The 15,020-nt window shown below is 66.1% G+C and carries 13 protein-coding genes and 2 pseudogenes; 5 read left to right on the plus strand and 10 right to left on the minus strand.

Annotation, left to right across the window (positions count from 1 at the left end; translation table 11 throughout):
• Window positions 1-238 precede the first annotated feature (238 nt).
• Window positions 239-361 carry a hypothetical protein gene (locus MXD62_RS39300; protein ID WP_285224133.1) on the minus strand — a complete coding sequence of 41 codons (123 nt, stop codon included), beginning with the start codon at window positions 359-361 and terminating at the stop codon, window positions 239-241.
• Window positions 362-747: 386 nt separating this feature from the next.
• On the opposite strand from MXD62_RS39300, the gene MXD62_RS21095 reads away from it, so the two are divergent.
• Entirely contained in the window at window positions 748-2,316 is a 1,569-nt protein-coding gene (locus tag MXD62_RS21095; RefSeq protein WP_248831224.1) for an FAD-dependent monooxygenase, read from the plus strand.
• A gap of 343 nt (window positions 2,317-2,659) precedes the next feature.
• Window positions 2,660-3,073, plus strand: coding sequence for a VOC family protein (locus MXD62_RS21100; protein ID WP_248831225.1), 414 nt, complete (start codon window positions 2,660-2,662; stop codon window positions 3,071-3,073).
• Window positions 3,074-4,228: 1,155 nt separating this feature from the next.
• On the opposite strand, the gene MXD62_RS21105 is transcribed toward MXD62_RS21100, so the two are convergent.
• The 9 genes from MXD62_RS21105 to MXD62_RS21145 form a co-directional block, all read right to left on the minus strand.
• Complete coding sequence (locus tag MXD62_RS21105; protein WP_248831226.1) at window positions 4,229-4,777, minus strand: hypothetical protein; 549 nt, start codon at window positions 4,775-4,777, stop codon at window positions 4,229-4,231.
• 517 nt (window positions 4,778-5,294) lie between these two features.
• Entirely contained in the window at window positions 5,295-5,489 is a 195-nt protein-coding gene (locus tag MXD62_RS21110) for a ferredoxin (protein WP_248831227.1), read from the minus strand.
• Window positions 5,486-6,769, minus strand: a complete 1,284-nt coding sequence (locus tag MXD62_RS21115; RefSeq protein ID WP_248831228.1) for a cytochrome P450 — start codon at window positions 6,767-6,769, stop codon at window positions 5,486-5,488. Before MXD62_RS21115 ends, MXD62_RS21110 begins: the two co-directional genes overlap by 4 nt.
• Window positions 6,770-6,877: 108 nt before the next feature.
• The gene (locus MXD62_RS21120) at window positions 6,878-7,312 is read right to left on the minus strand and encodes a nuclear transport factor 2 family protein (protein ID WP_248831229.1); all 435 of its coding nucleotides are present in this window, start codon (window positions 7,310-7,312) and stop codon (window positions 6,878-6,880) included.
• An 11-nt stretch (window positions 7,313-7,323) separates the two neighbouring features.
• Window positions 7,324-8,070: an SDR family NAD(P)-dependent oxidoreductase gene (locus MXD62_RS21125; RefSeq protein WP_248831230.1), complete on the minus strand. Its 747-nt coding sequence runs from the start codon at window positions 8,068-8,070 to the stop codon at window positions 7,324-7,326.
• Between the two features lie 323 nt (window positions 8,071-8,393).
• Complete coding sequence (locus MXD62_RS21130) at window positions 8,394-9,035, minus strand: TetR/AcrR family transcriptional regulator (protein WP_248831231.1); 642 nt, start codon at window positions 9,033-9,035, stop codon at window positions 8,394-8,396.
• A 119-nt stretch (window positions 9,036-9,154) separates the two neighbouring features.
• A complete protein-coding gene (locus MXD62_RS21135) occupies window positions 9,155-9,727 on the minus strand; it encodes a carboxymuconolactone decarboxylase family protein (protein WP_248831232.1) in 573 nt (190 codons plus the stop codon).
• 189 nt (window positions 9,728-9,916) lie between these two features.
• The gene (locus MXD62_RS21140; protein ID WP_248831233.1) at window positions 9,917-10,393 is read right to left on the minus strand and encodes a hypothetical protein; all 477 of its coding nucleotides are present in this window, start codon (window positions 10,391-10,393) and stop codon (window positions 9,917-9,919) included.
• A gap of 51 nt (window positions 10,394-10,444) precedes the next feature.
• Window positions 10,445-11,824, minus strand: a complete 1,380-nt coding sequence (locus MXD62_RS21145; protein WP_248831234.1) for an SRPBCC family protein — start codon at window positions 11,822-11,824, stop codon at window positions 10,445-10,447.
• A 285-nt stretch (window positions 11,825-12,109) separates the two neighbouring features.
• Here MXD62_RS21145 and MXD62_RS21150 point away from each other — a divergent pair.
• The 3 genes and pseudogenes from MXD62_RS21150 to MXD62_RS21160 all read left to right on the plus strand — a co-directional run bounded on the left by MXD62_RS21150 (window position 12,110) and on the right by MXD62_RS21160 (window position 14,446).
• Window positions 12,110-12,867: pseudogene (locus tag MXD62_RS21150) on the plus strand (SDR family NAD(P)-dependent oxidoreductase).
• A 152-nt stretch (window positions 12,868-13,019) separates the two neighbouring features.
• Window positions 13,020-14,066, plus strand: a pseudogene (locus MXD62_RS21155) (ABC transporter substrate-binding protein); the annotation flags it as partial.
• A 110-nt stretch (window positions 14,067-14,176) separates the two neighbouring features.
• Window positions 14,177-14,446, plus strand: coding sequence for a transposase (locus tag MXD62_RS21160; RefSeq protein ID WP_248831235.1), 270 nt, complete (start codon window positions 14,177-14,179; stop codon window positions 14,444-14,446).
• Window positions 14,447-15,020: the final 574 nt, after the last annotated feature.

Raw genomic sequence — 15,020 nt, forward strand, 5'->3', positions numbered from 1 at the left:
CGAAGCGCTGACCGCATAACATTCAACCAGGATCACGCGGCATCACGCTCCGTACACCACCCCCGTGGGCATGACCGTGGCGCGCCCCGGTCTTCCGGCTCGCCTCCATCGTTGGTCTGCACCGGGGCATGATCGTGCCGTGGGCGCGTGAGCGCAACCGAGTTTGCCGGGCATCGGTCACTTCGGGGATCGGCCCGTCACCATCTCGCCAGCCGCATGTGGTGCTTCTGCCTTTCAGTTACCAGCCGACGATCCTGCGGGAGTACAGGTCGAGGACGACCGCGAGGTACAGCCAGTCCTGCCCGGTCGGGATGTAGGTGACGTCCGGTTTCCCGGCGGTTTCCCCGGTCGGTCGGCGCATGACGTGGTTTACCGGGTGCTAACGCGACAACAGCCTGTCGCAGCCCGGCATGCCCGCGACTCCGCGCTCATGACCCTTGCCGCGCGGGACCACGCTGAGCCCTGAGGACGGCGTGCGTTGCCCAGGGGATCGCAGCTCTTTACCCCGCGCGCCGTCTTGCGAGGAGGTTGTCCGTCCGTATCTGAATGTCGAGGGAAGGTGCAATGGCCATTCCTTCCATTTCTAACCTATAGCACGCCGGGGGGCTTGCGGCAAGACCCAGTTCATGCCGCAGAATCCGTGACCGAGGCCGGAACCCAGAGAATTAGGAGCCGCGGAATGCGCGTGTTGTCGTCGATGGCCGGGTCGCACGGGAAGGCGACGAAATGCTGCGCGGGGAGTAGTCGATGATGGATCCCGACGTGATCATTGTGGGTGCTGGTCCGACCGGCCTGATGCTGGCCGCCGAGCTGCGCCTGGCCGGAGTCCGGCCGCTGGTACTGGAGCGGCAGCCGCTGCTCCGGGAGACGCCGAAGGCGAACGGTTTCAGCGGTCAGATCGTGGAGCTGCTGCGCTACCGGGGCCTGCTGGAACGGGTCGAAGCAGCCAGTGTCGGTCCGATCCACACGGCCCCTCGGGTCCAGTTCGGCGGTGTGCACCTGGACCTCTCACCTCTGGCGGTTTCCCCGATCTGGGGCGTGCATCTCCCGCAGCCGCGACTCGAACGCCTGCTCAACGAACACGCCCGCGAACTCGGCGCTGTCATCCGCCGCGGACACGAGGTGCTGGGCATCAGTCAGGATGACGCCGCGGTGACCGCGGACGTGCGCGGTCCGCAGGGGCTGTATCGGGCGAGAGCCCACTACCTGGTGGGCTGCGACGGCCCGCGCAGCCGCGTCCGTGACCTCGCCGGCATCGACTTCGCCGGCACGAGCTATCCAGAAGCCAATCGGCTGGGCCAGGTCACCCTGCCCGATTCCGTGACGCGTCTCGACAACGGCGACCTCGACCTCCCCGGGCTCGGCAGGGTCCGCGCGGGTTCCTTCACCCGGACTGACCGCGGCGTGTTCGGGTTCGGGTGGCTCACCCCGGAGGTCCTGCTCGTCCAGACGACCGAGGACGAGCCCGCCGACGTCGACGAGGACGAGGACGAACCGATGACCCTGACCGAGTTCCAGGACAGCATCCGCCGGGTACTCGGCGCGGACCTTCCCGTCGAAGAAGTGATCCGGCTGTCACGCTACGGCTTCCAGGCCCGGCAGGCCGAAAGGTACCGCGACGGACGTTTCCTGCTGGCCGGCGACGCGGCTCACCAGTTTCCCGCCACGGGCATCGGCATCAACGTCGGCATGCTCGATGCCGTCAACCTCGCCTGGAAACTGGCCGCCGACATCCACGGCTGGGCGCCGACCGGCCTGCTGGACACCTACCACGACGAGCGCCATTTCGCCGGCGCCCGCGCCATGCTCCAGACCCAGGCACAGGTGGCACTGCGCCGCGGCCAGGACCCGGCCGCCGACGCGCTCCGGGAGCTCTTCCTGGAACTGTGCGCCGACGAGCAGCCCTTGCATCGCATCGGAACCATGATCGCCGGCGCGGACGTCCGCTACCCGCCGCACAACCCCAACCAGCACGCCCTGACCGGCGCCTTCGCGCCCAACCTCACCCTCCACGCCGGCCAGGGTGCGACCAGCGTCGCGGAACTCGGGCGCACCGCACGGCCCATCCTCCTCGACCTCGCAGACCGTCCCGAGCTCCGCGCAGCCGCCCAGGACTGGCAGCACCGCATCGATATCCACTCCGCCAAAACCGATCAGCGGCCAGCCGACGCCCTTCTCATACGTCCGGACGCCCACATCGCCTGGGCCGCCGCCCTCGACGGGACCGTCGACACCGCTGGGCTCACGCTGCGAGCAGCACTCTCCCGCTGGTTCGGCACCCCTGCGATGACAGCCCACGCCGTTCGACTCTCCTGATCAGTCCACCGGACATCGCCAGGAACCCTCAACCTGTTGCGGACATCTCGACCCGTAGCGCGGCTCGACCTCCGCAGGGGCCACAACGCCGCCGTACACACCGCCACCGTGGGGCATGCTGGCCCAGTCCTGCGATGGCGGCACTGCGGCTACGGTTGCCAGCCACGATGGCCAGAAGTCCCGTGCAAGACCGCCGGCCGGTCAGAGTTCAGGCTGAGCTTCACCCCGGCTGGCGTGCGCCCTGTCCGTCCCGGGACGCCGGCTGTCGGGTTGCGGCGCCGGATTCACCGACGAGCCTGGCCTACGCTGTTCGGGCACCGGGATCGCTTGGGAGGCCGAGAACATGTCCGTGAGCATCAGGGCCAACACTGCGACCGAGCCGTTCGCCGGAGTGACCGGGCTCCATCACATCCAGTTGGCCGTCCCCGCTGGGTGCGAGGATGCGTGCCGAGCGTTCTGGGTCGACGTTGTCGGGCTGACCGAGGTGTCGAAGCCCGCCCCGATGGCCGCCCGGGGCGGGGCCTGGTTCCGTGGGCCGGGGTTCGAGCTGCACGTCGGCGTCACGGCGGACTTCACGCCCGCGTCGAAGGCGCATCCGGCGATCCTGGTGAACGACATCGACGCGCTGGCCGTGCGCCTCGCCGATGCCGGCATCGGGCCGGTCTGGGCGCACGACTTTCCCGGCCACCGGCACTTCTACGTCGCCGACCCGGTCGGCAACCGGATCGAGTTCCTGATGCCAGATGCAGTCGCCTGATCGACTGAGCGGGTCTCCGGTCGCATTGCGGAGATCCCACAGCTCACGTTCCAGATGCATGAACGGCGTCGCTGCCGCGCCGTCGCGTGTCGCACTGGCAGCCCGAACTGTTGTGACCAGCTGGCCGGTGGGCTGCTCGGCGTCGGCGTAGATCGCCTGCCCGCAGCACACACCGCAGCCGGCGTCCCTGGGCTGCGCGGCGGCGTTGCCAATCAAGCAACTTGACGTCGTCCAGGGCCATCTAGCCAGGCCACGCTGGCCGACAGCAGCGGAGCCACACCGGACCGTCGGGCCGTGCGCCGGGACCGAGCACGTCACCCCAGGCGTACGGGTCATCGGGCAGTCGTAGGCGATGCGTCGGTGGTGGAGGTACGACGGCGTTGTCGTGCATTTCCGCTGGTAGACGGCCTGTTCGTATGATCGGGGATGGAGATCGTGGGGCCGGGGATGGTGGGTTGGTGGTTCGGGTTGTTCCCGGTTCTGTCCACCCTTTTGACCTGCGGAAATAGCAGGATTTGTCGATCACTTCTTGATCGTTATATGGCAACGAGTGTGGCAACGGCGTCGCACGATCTCGGTGACGGCCTGTCTCGGACCCTGGTTGATCTGCGCAAGCGGTGGAATTGACCATCCGCTTTCCGGGTGGGGGAGGTCACGAGACCTGTGCTCGCGGACGTTGCCACAAGGTATGGGCCTTGTGTGGCAACGGAGCTCGTCTGGCCCGGTCGCGTCAGTGCCATGACCCGCAACGGTGCTCAAGATCGTGACCCGTGGACCGTCCGCTTTCGCGGCAGACGGTCTACGGGGCGCTCCCCGCGGTGGCGCCTGCGAGGGCCGACGTCGGCGCCGGACTCGAGGACCCCGACGAACCGATCAACGGCGACTACTCGCCCACCGTCCCTTCCGCCGATAACGTGCGCGGATCACGCCCGTCGTCCTCGGGAAGGCGGCGCCCACCCCGCCGACGGACAGCCGCTCAGGTGCCCGCGAAGGCACGGCGCCGGCAGTTCTCGACCCCGTCGCACGTCAGCGAGATGCTGCGCCTCCAGGATCCGTAGCGCCTCGCGGAGTGAACGCGCCGACCCTGGGTTTCACTCCACCGCCAGACAGAGGTGCCTGAACCGCCTGGGCATTCTCGCCGCCCGTCGGTCAGGTCTACTCGAGACCGTTTTCCCGCAGCACCTTGCCGACGAGCTCCATGTACTCCAGGTGGCCCTTGAACGGGCCGCGCCTTCCGATGGCGGCTTCAAGGAAGGGGCCGTACTCCTCGTCGTTGACGAAGGTCTGCCAGTGCCGGATCTCACCGTTGTTGTTGGTCTCGACGAAGGTGGTCGAGTAGAAGCCCATCTTCAGGCCGTCCCTGGTATGACCTTCCCACCGGACACGGGCAACGTACCCGTTTTCGGCTGCCCAGCTGGTGTAGTCGACAAGCTTCCAGTCTGGAAAGGTGACCGAGTATGCCTTGGCCTCCTGAATGGCTGAGGCGGCTATGGCCTCGAAAATAAGCGAGGAATCTGCGCCGCCAGAAATCCCACCCAGGTCGATCACATCGTGCCCAGTGAAGTACGGCGACGAGTAGATCGCGTCGGGCGCGAATTTCCAGCTATCGTAGGTTGCACCGTCCTTCGCCCCCTGGTGGAGGTAGGCGTTCCGGTAGCCGTCGGCCATGCGCTGATGTAAGGAAATCTTCTCTTCGAGGTTCATCGCGGTCCCTGCTGGTCGTTGGAATTACCGCCGTCGACCGGTCGACCCTGGCCTGCCTGGCCGTCCGGTCGCTGGCGGCGCAGATAATCAATCTATCGTATGATTAACAATATAGCGTGCGCAAGAGGTTTCTGGCGTCGTGTCGTCCACGGCGGGCTGCGGCGACTACCACTTGCGTAACCCGAAGCAGGATCTCTATATAGAGTCCGTCCTCGCCTCACTGGGGCAGTGACGAACGGTCGGCCGACTGAATCTTTGTGAACAGGCTGTCAGCGGCCGGCTGACGGCGATGTCGATCCCCACCGGTGGCCTCGAGCCGGCCGCCGCTGGCTCCGAGCCCTCCCCGGTGGCGGCCGCATGGCACGCGTGGGAGAGCCGTCGGCCGGCGCCTTGCGTGGGCCCCGCGACCGCTCGGTTTCGACCGGCTCACCGTCGTGCCCCGCTCTTGGCGGGCCGCTCCCTGAACACGTCATGGAACGACCAGCTGTCGTGGGACGTACGACCGCGACAAAAACGCCTAGGGAGTGTCAACGAGGATCGCCTTCTCCGGGCACTCGGCCGCCGCCCGCTTCACGAGTTCGACCAGCTCGTCGGGAACTCGATCGGCGGTCACCTCGACGTAGCCGTCGCTGGTGAGGGTGAAGAGCTCGGGACAGGTCGCGACGCAAGCACCGTGACCGGCGCAGCGGTCCGCATCGGCCGACACGATCATGCGCCGTCGCCTGCGGGGGTGTAGCCGATATGGAGTCGCGTGACCCCGCGCAGGATGAAGGTGGGCATGTAGGTGTACCGCCGTTCTCCGGCGGGGCCGTGCTGGTCCTGGTCGATCCAGATGTCCGCCGTGCGGTCGAACAGCCTCTCGAGGCTGACCAGTGCTTCGGCGCGGGCGAGCGGGGCCCCGGGGCAGCTGTGGACGCCGCGGCCGAACGCGACGTGGCTGCGGGCGTTGGCGCGTTCGATCTTGAAGGTGTCGGGGTCGGGGAACTTGTCCGGGTCGCGGTTGGCCGCGGCGTTGGCCAGGAAGAGGATGGTTCCGGCGGGCAGCTGTACTCCTCCGACTTCGACTGGGACCTTCGCCAGGCGGAAGTCGCCGCGGATGGGACTTTCGTAGCGAAGGGCCTCCTCAACGAAGTTGGGGATCAGGTGGCGGTGCGCCCGCAACCTCGCCTGCAGTTCGGGATCCTCGCCGAGCATCATCACCGCGGTGCTGAGCAGTCGGACGGTGGTCTCCTGGCCGGCGGCGAAAAGGTTGGCGGCGACGCACACGGCGTCGAGCACGTCCGGAGTGCTTCCGTCGGGAAACGTGGCCGAGGCGACGCCGGTCAGGACGTCGGCACGTGGCTGGCGGCGACGGTCCTCGATGTAGCCGGTGAACTTCTCGTACAGAAATTCCAGCGGCGACTGTGTCATAGGGTCGTTGCCAGTGCTGCCGAGCGTTCCGGTGTGCGGCCGGTTGAGCCTCTCGATGAACTCCGGCTGGTCCTCCGTCGGGACGCCGAGCAGGTCAGCGATGACGAGCATGGCAAACGGGGAGGCGAAGGCGCGGATGAACTCGCAGCGCCCGCCGGTCAGCGCCTGGTCGAGCTGACGGTCGGCGAGGCGCCACATGAACTCCTCGTTCTCCTTGAGGCGGCGCGGAGTGATCATTTTCGACAGCAGTGCACGGTGCGCGGAGTGGGTCGGCGGGTCCAGCGTCGGCAGCTGATCGCTCATCGGCAACTGGTCGCGGTGCTCGGCAATCAGCGCCGAGACGTCATCGCCCTCGAGGGGTACGGGAAATCCAGGGAAAGGTCCGGTGACGGAAAGGCACGACGAGAACCGGTCGGTGTCGTTGTAGATGGCGAGCGCCTCGTCGTAGCCAGTGATCATCACAACGTCGTGATGCTTCTCCCGGCGGGCCGGGCACTCCCCGCGCATGGCGGCGAGGTAGTCGTACGGATCGTGCAGAAGGCTGTTGTCGGTGAAGAAGTCGACGGAGTCAATGTTAATCAAGCCTGTTCCTCTCGCATTCGTGGTGCCGCGTCCGGTCGCAGGAAGAGTCCCGGCGCTCAGGGGGAACCGACGACGTGAACGACGAAGGACTCGCCGGAAGCGCTGGGTTCATTTCACGCCGCCGGGTTTGTTGACGAACCAGACGAGTTCCTCGACGAGCCTTTCGCTCTTCCAGCCGTCAGGCGTACGCACAAAATTGTGGAAGTAGTAGCCCCCGCAGTAGCTCGGTTCGGCCATCCCCGGAATCTGCATCGGGTTGTAGAACTGCGCGATCACCTTGGCTCGGTCGCCATCGAGATCGATCTCCACGTTGGTCACATAGTGTATCTTCCAGGGTGCCTTGCCCAGGCCCTGCTCGAGCCAGGCCGCCATCTCGTCGCGCCGGCCGACGGGCAGGCTGTTCGTCGTCGAGGTGTAGTCGATGACTGCCTCGGGAGTGAACACCGACTTCCACAACTCGAAATCGTTCGTGTCCACACCACGCGCGTAGCGTGCCAACTGCTCCTGGATCTCCAGCCTGTCGGCAAGGGCACGCAGGTTCATCGATACTCCCCTCAGCTGACGGTCAGACCGTTGTCGACGACATAGACAGCGCCAGTGATGGACTTCGCCTCGCCCGACGTAAGAAAGGCAAACAACGCGGCGATCTCCTCCGGCATCGCCACGCCGCGATAGCCGGCCATCCGGCCCGCGAGATCCGGATCTCGGTCCTCGGGGAACCGTACCGTCCTGGCGATGTTGGTCAGTGTGCCCGCCGGCGCGATCGCGTTTACCCGCAGCGGTGTCTTGATGAACTCGACCGCGAGCGACCGGGTCAACTGGACCACACCGCCCTTGCTCGCCGAGTAGGCAGCCGAGTACGGAACCCCCTGTACTCCGGCATTGGAAGCAATGTTGACAATGGAGCCAGCAGCATTCAGCAAATGCGGGATCGCGGTCTGGGACAGGAAGAACGGGCCGTCAAGGTTCACTGCCAGTGTCCGCCGGTACAGTTCGACGCTGGTGTCAGTGGTGTGCGCCGGGCGATAGATCCCGGCAACGTTACCCAGGACGTCCAACCGCCCGAACTCGGCAACGGCTGCCGCCACCGCCGCCGCACACGCGGCCGGATCGGCGATATCAACAACCCGCCCCGACACCACCCCGGCTGCCAGGGACCTGGTCTCGGCCAGCCCATCCGCGTCAATATCCACGGCCAGCACCGCCGCGCCCTCATCCGCCAGCCGAAGGGTGACCGCACGGCCGATACCGGATGCGGCACCGGTGATTAGTGCTACTTTGCCTTCAAATCGTCTCGTCATCGTCCTTCTCGCTCCGCACGAATCCAGGGGCCCACCGCTGGACGTATTCGTGGCAAGGTCAGGCACTGAATGTGTTGTTCATGCACCGCGATCGGGGCGCAGGGGTACAACGATATCTAATCGATCAATTGATTAGATATCGCGAATCGGGTTGGCATTGCGTGCTTTCGAGTACTCTTCTTCGCCGCCCAGGAATGCGCGGTCCATCGCTGGCTGGTAGATCAGGAATCCTTGGTGCCGAGAGCCCGTATCGAACGATCCGGCTGGTCATCACGGGCGACGCGGCCTCGCGTGACGGCCCAGATGCCACGCGAGCCATGCCGTCAGTGCTCTGCCAGCCGGGCCTGGTCGAAGAGCATCCCCCGGATCAGTAGCTTCACGGCATGAACGGTGGTGTGGTACTTGTCGATCGGTACGGCCAGTGCGTATTCGTAGAGACCAATAAGTAGTACGCCGATGGCGCTCGTGGCGGCCGGGACGTCGACGTGGTCCGCGAGGGCGCCCTGCTGATCAGCCTCGCGCAGGATCTCGGTGACGACCTCGTGGATGGAGGCGACGATGGTGTTGCTTTCTTCTGCCAGGTGCAGATCTGCGGCGCTCTCCGTCCGGATCGCGCGGTCGAACGGGACCGCGTAGGGGTTGTCGCGGACCAGTCGGTCGGTCTCGTCGAGCACTGCCATGAGCTTGTCGAGGACATTGTCGACGGCTTCCACGGCGGCCGTGAACCGGGGGACTGTCTGCTGGGCAACGTCGTGGAAGGTCTCTTTGACCAGCTCGGCCTTGTTGGGGAAGTAGTGGTAGAGGCTGCCGCTGGTCATGCCGGCCGCCCGGGCGATCTCGCGGATGGTGGCGCGTGCGTAGCCGACCTCGGCGACACAGCGCAGAGTCGCGTCGAGAATGCGCTGTCTTGTCTGATCGCCTCGGGAGCCGACGGGCCTGCCCAGCAGCGATGGAGTGCCCGCCACGATTTCTCCTGGTTGTCGTCTTCCCCGAGTCTCGCATACGGACACCGGCGAAGGACCATGCCGTCGCGCCCGTCGAGAGACGGCCGGACCGCGGCGGCGCGCAGGAGGTCGGTGGACGGTCACGACGGGCGGGGGACATCGTCGGGTCCGATGCCGAAGGTCCGCAGCATGGACGACACCGTCTCGTAGGCACCAACGGTGAAGATGACGTCGAGTATCTGCTGGGTGTCGAGCCCGGCGGCGAGGGCCGACCAGGTGTCGTCCGTCAGCAGTCCGTCCGTGACGATCTCGTCGACGGCGCTTAACAGCGCCGAGTCAAGCGGGTGGAAGGACGGTGTGGCGGAGCCTGATGCGATGGACTCTGTCTCCTCGGCGGTGAGCCCTGCGTCCTCAGCGATGTGGAGATGCTCCGCCCACAGGTAGTCGCAGCCGCGCCGAGCGGCGACGCGCAGGATGAGGACCTCGCGCTGGCGGGGGGTGAGTGTCGTTGCGAGAAGCACCTGGCCGTTGAAGGTGAAGAACGCTCGTGCGAGGTGGGGATGGTGCGCGAACGTGCCCAGCATGCCGAGTGACTTGCGCCGTCCTTCGGTATTCGGCATGGGATGGCGCGGTTTCGGCGGGACCATGGCCGCCAGGGCCGAGCTCATCTCCGGTGGGAACTGGCGGGGCTGCAGTGGCTCGACGCGCGTCATGCTGGTGCTCCCTTCTGGAGATGGATAAACAGGTTCGCCGAGGGTGTCGAGCCGGGCATCCGCGTGAGTCCCGGCCCGAGGAGTTCCGGAATCGTGCGGCCAGCGTTGATTGCCCACCCGGATTCCGGCCATAACCAGAACACGCTCCGGCGCCGCGGCCTTTTGTGCCGCGACCCCGGCTTACGCGCGTCACTCCGTGATCTGGATGCCCTCGTAGCTCTTGAGTGTCTCCGGGTCCGGTAGCTGCATCTGCAGGTACACGGCAAGGTGGACGACCTTGCCGTCGGCGTCGTACTCGTAGGTCGTCGCGGAGTTCACGGTGCTGCTGAATCCGCCTGTCATGCTGCGCTCCTCCAGTTCGAGCAGCACCAGGGAGCCGATCTCGGTGACCCGCTTGAACGAGCATTCCCACTCGGCGGTCTGTGCCCACTGAGTGAGGAACGCGACGTATTCCGGCCAGTTCATGACCTCCTTGAACGGGCCGATCCGTTCGAAGGAGTCGACTGCGACCAGCTCGGCGACCGGTGCCCAGCTATCGGCTGAGAAGCCGGGCTGCTTGCCCGCGTCGACCAGCTTCTTCATCAGCTGGGTGTAATCCAGCGCGGCCCGTGAGAGGCCGGTGTAGTCGCCGATGACCTCGTCGAGGTCGCGCAGCGTGAGCGCCATAACGATGCTCCCAGTGGTGAGGATGGGGAACTGCGGACATGCGCGGCCGGGTCAGGACCGGGCACCGTCCAGGTAGCGGTCGAGAACGTGGTGGAAGGCCGCGACGACGATCTCCTCCCGGGTGATTGTTTCGTACTTCAGGCGGCTGTTTCGTAGGCCGGCCTGCTGGCGCTGCATCTGCTCGTAGTCCTGCTGCAGCGCTTCGAAGTAGGTGTGGCTGCCTGGTTCCGTGACGACCGTCGGTTCCACCTTCGCCACTTCGGCGAGCTCCTCGGGAAGGTACATGTAGCTGGCGACGTGCCAGACGCACTTGTTCGGGTCGCCGGAACGGTCCGGGGTGGGCATGACGATGTGGCACTCGCCCGCGCGGACCGTCATGAAGAAGTTCGGGAAGAGCACCCAACCCTGGTTGTCGGTCATCTGGTCGTCCGTCAGGCCGCTGACGTCCAGGCCCATGCCGGTGAGTGTGTCGCGGGTGGCCTGCTGCAGCAGCGTGCGCGCGGTGACGCCCTCCGGGAAGACGAGGGTGCCGTCCTCGCCGCGGTACTCGGCGACGAGCTCCTCGAAGCGAGGCAGCATCAGCGGGATCGCGGGGAAGGTCTCGGGGAGCTTGCGGATCCCGGCGACCTGCTCCTCCGGACCGAAGTGCTCGCCCCTGGGCACGTCGAACGGTGTCGTGGCGACGCTGTGGTCGCCGAGGAACCGGTAGCGGCCCGTCTCCGGGTCCGGGAAGATCACGCTTAGGAGCTGCGGGTGGACGCCCCAGAGGTGGTAGCCCTCCTGGAAGGCGTCCATGACGACCTTCCAGTTGCATTCGAGGGGCTCCTCGACGTCCATGACGGTGATGAACTGCTCCATCTGGTACGGCCGCAGCAGTTCGATGACCTCGGGACCGAGGTATTCGGCGAGCGGCTTCGCGTCCGGCTCCGGGTTGAGGAAGATGAAGCCGCCGAACGTCTCCACCGGTACGGGCACCAGCGAGACGTCGCTCTTGTCGACACCCGAGAGGCCCTCGCGCAGGATGCCCCGGCAGTTGCCCTCCAGATCGTAGGACCACAGGTGGTACTGGCAGAGGAACTGCCGTGAGGCGCCCGAGCGCTCCGCACACAGCAGGTTGCCGCGGTGGCGGCAGGCGTTCACGAAGCCGCGGATCACGTCGTCGCGGCCGCGCACCACGATGAAGGACTGGTCGAAGAGCTGGTAGGTCTTCCAGGCGCCGGCCTTCGCCAACGCGCTGACCCGGCCGACGATCTGCCAGGTCTTCGTCCAGATCAGCTCACGCTCCTGCGCCGCGATCTCCGGTGAGGTGTAACGCTCGGTCGGGATCTTCCACTGGAAGTCGGCCGGGGCGGAGCCCAGGCCCGACAGTCCGATCTTCGTGTCGTCGAGCCATTCCCCGGGTCGCGTCGGCCGCGTCGTCTCGATCGTCATCAGTCCAGTTCTCCTCGAGCAGGGCGAAACGGTAGGTCGAAGGTCCTCACGCGTCTGGGGCACGCATGCAGGCCACAGCGCGTCTCGGGAGTACGCGCCATGGGCTGTTGGTGACGACGAACGCTCGGGAAGCGGCGTGCTCCCGGTCGACGCCAGACGAGGACCGAGCCCCCGGCCGGTCCTCGTCGTTCACACCAAAATAAACAATCGCTTGATTAAGCGTATGGTGCACGCCACACTCGGGCACTGTCAAGCCACCCTCCACAGACACAAGGACGGACACGCATGCCCTTCGAGGGGACTACCACGATCGTGACGGGCGGGGCGTCGGGCCTTGGGCTCGCGATCACCGAGGCACTCGTGGCCCGAGGCACGAAGGTCGCCGTCTTCGACATCCAGACCGAGCTGCTCGACACCGAGGTCAAGCGCCTCCAGCGGCAGGGCGGAGCCGTCCGTGGCTACGCCGTCGACGTCTCCGACCGAGGGCCCAGGTCACCACCGCCGTCGACGAGATCCGCGAGGACCTGGGACCCGTGCTGATCCTGGTGAACAACGCCGGCGTCGTGCAGTTCGACCGCTTCGAGTCGATCACGGACGAACTGTGGGAGCGCGTCATGGCCGTCCACCTCCGCGGTCCCTACCTCGTCACCCAGACCGTCCTGCCCGACATGCGCGCGGCGAACTGGGGCCGGATCGTCAACATCTCCTCATCCAGCGCCCAGGGCGGCCAGGAACGGATGGCCGCCTATGTCAGCTCCAAGGCTGGTCTGATCGGGCTCACCAAGACGCTCGCCCTCGAACTCGGACGGCAGGGGATCACGGTCAACACCATCGCGCCCGGAATGGTGGTCACCCCGCAGCTGCTCGGTCAGATCTCCAAGGGCAACTTCACCGCCTCCCTCGAGCGCTTCGCCAAGATCACCCCGGTCCGCCGCGCTGGCCGCCCCGAGGACATCGCGAACGCCGCGGTGTTCCTGTGTGACGACGCGTCGTCCTACATCACCGGCCAGATCATCGGCGTCAACGGTGGCCGGCGTACCTGACGGCCACGCACCCCACGGCAGATCCGCCGGAAAGCCTCACGAACTGGACCCCGGATCGGCTACCGGGTCGCCTCCGAACGGGGCCGTACCCCAACAGCCGCGACCACCTGAAAGTCCGAAAATTAATTCTATACATACAAAGGTGGAAAAGTATGTCGCGTGTTTCGAAACTGGCCAGTCGCTGGGCGGATATCAGACCGCCCCGGCCCGTCACCTTCGCGCAGCCGCCCGCCCGACCAGGCCGGTTAAAACTGGCCGGCGTCGCCGTCATGGCGGCGAGCCTGGCATCAGTCTCGGCCTGCGGCGGCTCTGACGAGGATTCGACCACGCCGAACGACAGCGCGGGGGTCGCGGACCTTCTCGGTCCCATCGCGAAGGCAAGCGGCCAGCCTGTCAAGATCGGTTTGATCACGGACGGTGCCAGCCAGACCGCGGACCTGCGGGTCCAGAACCGGGTGGCCGAGGCCACCGCCAAGTGGCTCAACGAGCACAAACGGGGGATCGGCGGCCGGCCCATCGAGCTGACCATCTGCGAGACCCTGGGTGATCCCGCAAAGGCCACCGACTGCGGCAACCAACTGGTAGAGGCCGGCGTGGTCGGTGCCCTCATCGGCACATCCGGTGTCATCCAGACCGCCTGGAAGCCGCTGAGCGACGCGGAGATCCCCGTCATGTTGTACGGCTCGGGCGAGCCCGAACTGCTCACCAGTAAGACCACTTTCGCCCTGGGCGACGCGAACTTCTCCGTCATCGGCCTGGCGATCCACGCCGCCGAGGAGAAGAACAACAAGAAGGTCGTCTCGATCGTCATCGACGTCCCGGCCGCACTCCACGCCGCACAGGAAGTCGCGCCGGGGCTCTACAGGGAGGCGGGCATCGACTACGAGCTCGTCCGGGTCGCTCCCGGCACCGCCGACATGACACCCCAGATGCAGCAGGTTGTCAGCGGCGGCGCGGACCAGGTGTTCATCATCGGTAATGACTCGTTCTGCATCAGCGCCATGAACAGCCTCAAGGCAGTCGGCTTCGACGGCGACATCACCGCCATCTCTCAGTGCATCACCGACGCCACCCGCAAGTCCGTCTCCGACAGCCAGCTGGAGGGCCTGGTCGTCAGCGCGACCGCCCCGATCGGTCCGGACAGCCCGTCGACGCGCCTCTTCACGCAGGTCTCCGAGAAGTACGGCAAGGACATCGACTGAAGTTGACCCGTTCCTGTTCACACCTGGGCTCTTTGGGATAATGATCCCAGGGAGGAGTACAGGTGCCGAGATCACAACCGCCGTACACGGAGGAGTTCCGCCGTCAGATGGTGGAGCTTGTCCGAGCTGGCCACTCGCCCGAGGCGCTGGCCAAAGAATACGGCCCGTCGGGGCCGTCGATCCGTAACTGGGTACGCCAGGCCGAACAGGAGGGAGAGGTTCGGGCCGATGGGTTGACCGCCGCGGAACGCGACGAGTTGAAACGCCTCCGGAAGGAGAACCGGCAGCTTCGAGAGGAACGCGAGATCCTCCGCAAGGCCACAATTTTCTTCGCGGCGGGTGCGTCCAGAAGTCCGGCTATGCCAAAAGGCGTTTAGCCGGGTGTAAGCCTGAGGTGGCCAGCCGGTGAAAGTCCGGCCCGTGGAGGTGCCAGAACCCACGGTAGCTGGTTCCCGGCGTCGGGAGAGATCCCAGGCGTCGAAGCGGAACGACAAAGTCCCTGTCAGGGGATGAGCAAAAGACCGGTCCGTAGCATAAAGCGAACCGTGTAGCGTCGTCAATGAAACCCGCGTGAGCGGGACAAGGAGGAGCCGAGTCTCTCCGTTGCGGGCGAAGGCCACGGACGGTGTCTGGGAATCTGGAGCGGACACCTATGAACCTCCCGGCGTATGGCGGGCGGAACGGTCGGAAGGTCACCGAGGGAACTGGAGAGAGGCTCGCCAGCTCTGGGTTCGCGGCCCAGAAAGAGTGACCTGCCTATAACCGGGGAACCGGGAAATGGCGGTCGGCTGGCAGCCAGTCGGAGGGGGAAATAGTAGTGCCGATCGCCGGGACAACACAACCCGGCGGGAGCGAAGGGCCCCTACTTCATCGACAGGGCTCCGGCACGCTCGCGTTCTGAGTTGATCTGTCCGTGATCTTCGGGTCTGGCGGTTCGCCTGGGTTGTCATG

The organism is Frankia sp. Mgl5 (assembly GCF_023242985.1).
Taxonomy (GTDB): domain Bacteria; phylum Actinomycetota; class Actinomycetes; order Frankiales; family Frankiaceae; genus Parafrankia; species Parafrankia soli.

Coding starts and splice junctions, on each gene's coding strand:
- MXD62_RS21105 (WP_248831226.1), bottom strand. CDS start 4,777: ATGAACCTCGAAGAGAAGATTTCCTTACATCAGCGCATGGCCGACGGC.
- MXD62_RS21110 (WP_248831227.1), bottom strand. CDS start 5,489: ATGATCGTGTCGGCCGATGCGGACCGCTGCGCCGGTCACGGTGCTTGC.
- MXD62_RS39300 (WP_285224133.1), bottom strand. CDS start 361: ATGCGCCGACCGACCGGGGAAACCGCCGGGAAACCGGACGTCACCTAC.
- MXD62_RS21120 (WP_248831229.1), bottom strand. CDS start 7,312: ATGAACCTGCGTGCCCTTGCCGACAGGCTGGAGATCCAGGAGCAGTTG.
- MXD62_RS21125 (WP_248831230.1), bottom strand. CDS start 8,070: ATGACGAGACGATTTGAAGGCAAAGTAGCACTAATCACCGGTGCCGCA.
- MXD62_RS21095 (WP_248831224.1), top strand. CDS start 748: ATGATGGATCCCGACGTGATCATTGTGGGTGCTGGTCCGACCGGCCTG.
- MXD62_RS21100 (WP_248831225.1), top strand. CDS start 2,660: ATGTCCGTGAGCATCAGGGCCAACACTGCGACCGAGCCGTTCGCCGGA.
- MXD62_RS21140 (WP_248831233.1), bottom strand. CDS start 10,393: ATGGCGCTCACGCTGCGCGACCTCGACGAGGTCATCGGCGACTACACC.
- MXD62_RS21160 (WP_248831235.1), top strand. CDS start 14,177: ATGGTGGAGCTTGTCCGAGCTGGCCACTCGCCCGAGGCGCTGGCCAAA.
- MXD62_RS21135 (WP_248831232.1), bottom strand. CDS start 9,727: ATGACGCGCGTCGAGCCACTGCAGCCCCGCCAGTTCCCACCGGAGATG.
- MXD62_RS21145 (WP_248831234.1), bottom strand. CDS start 11,824: ATGACGATCGAGACGACGCGGCCGACGCGACCCGGGGAATGGCTCGAC.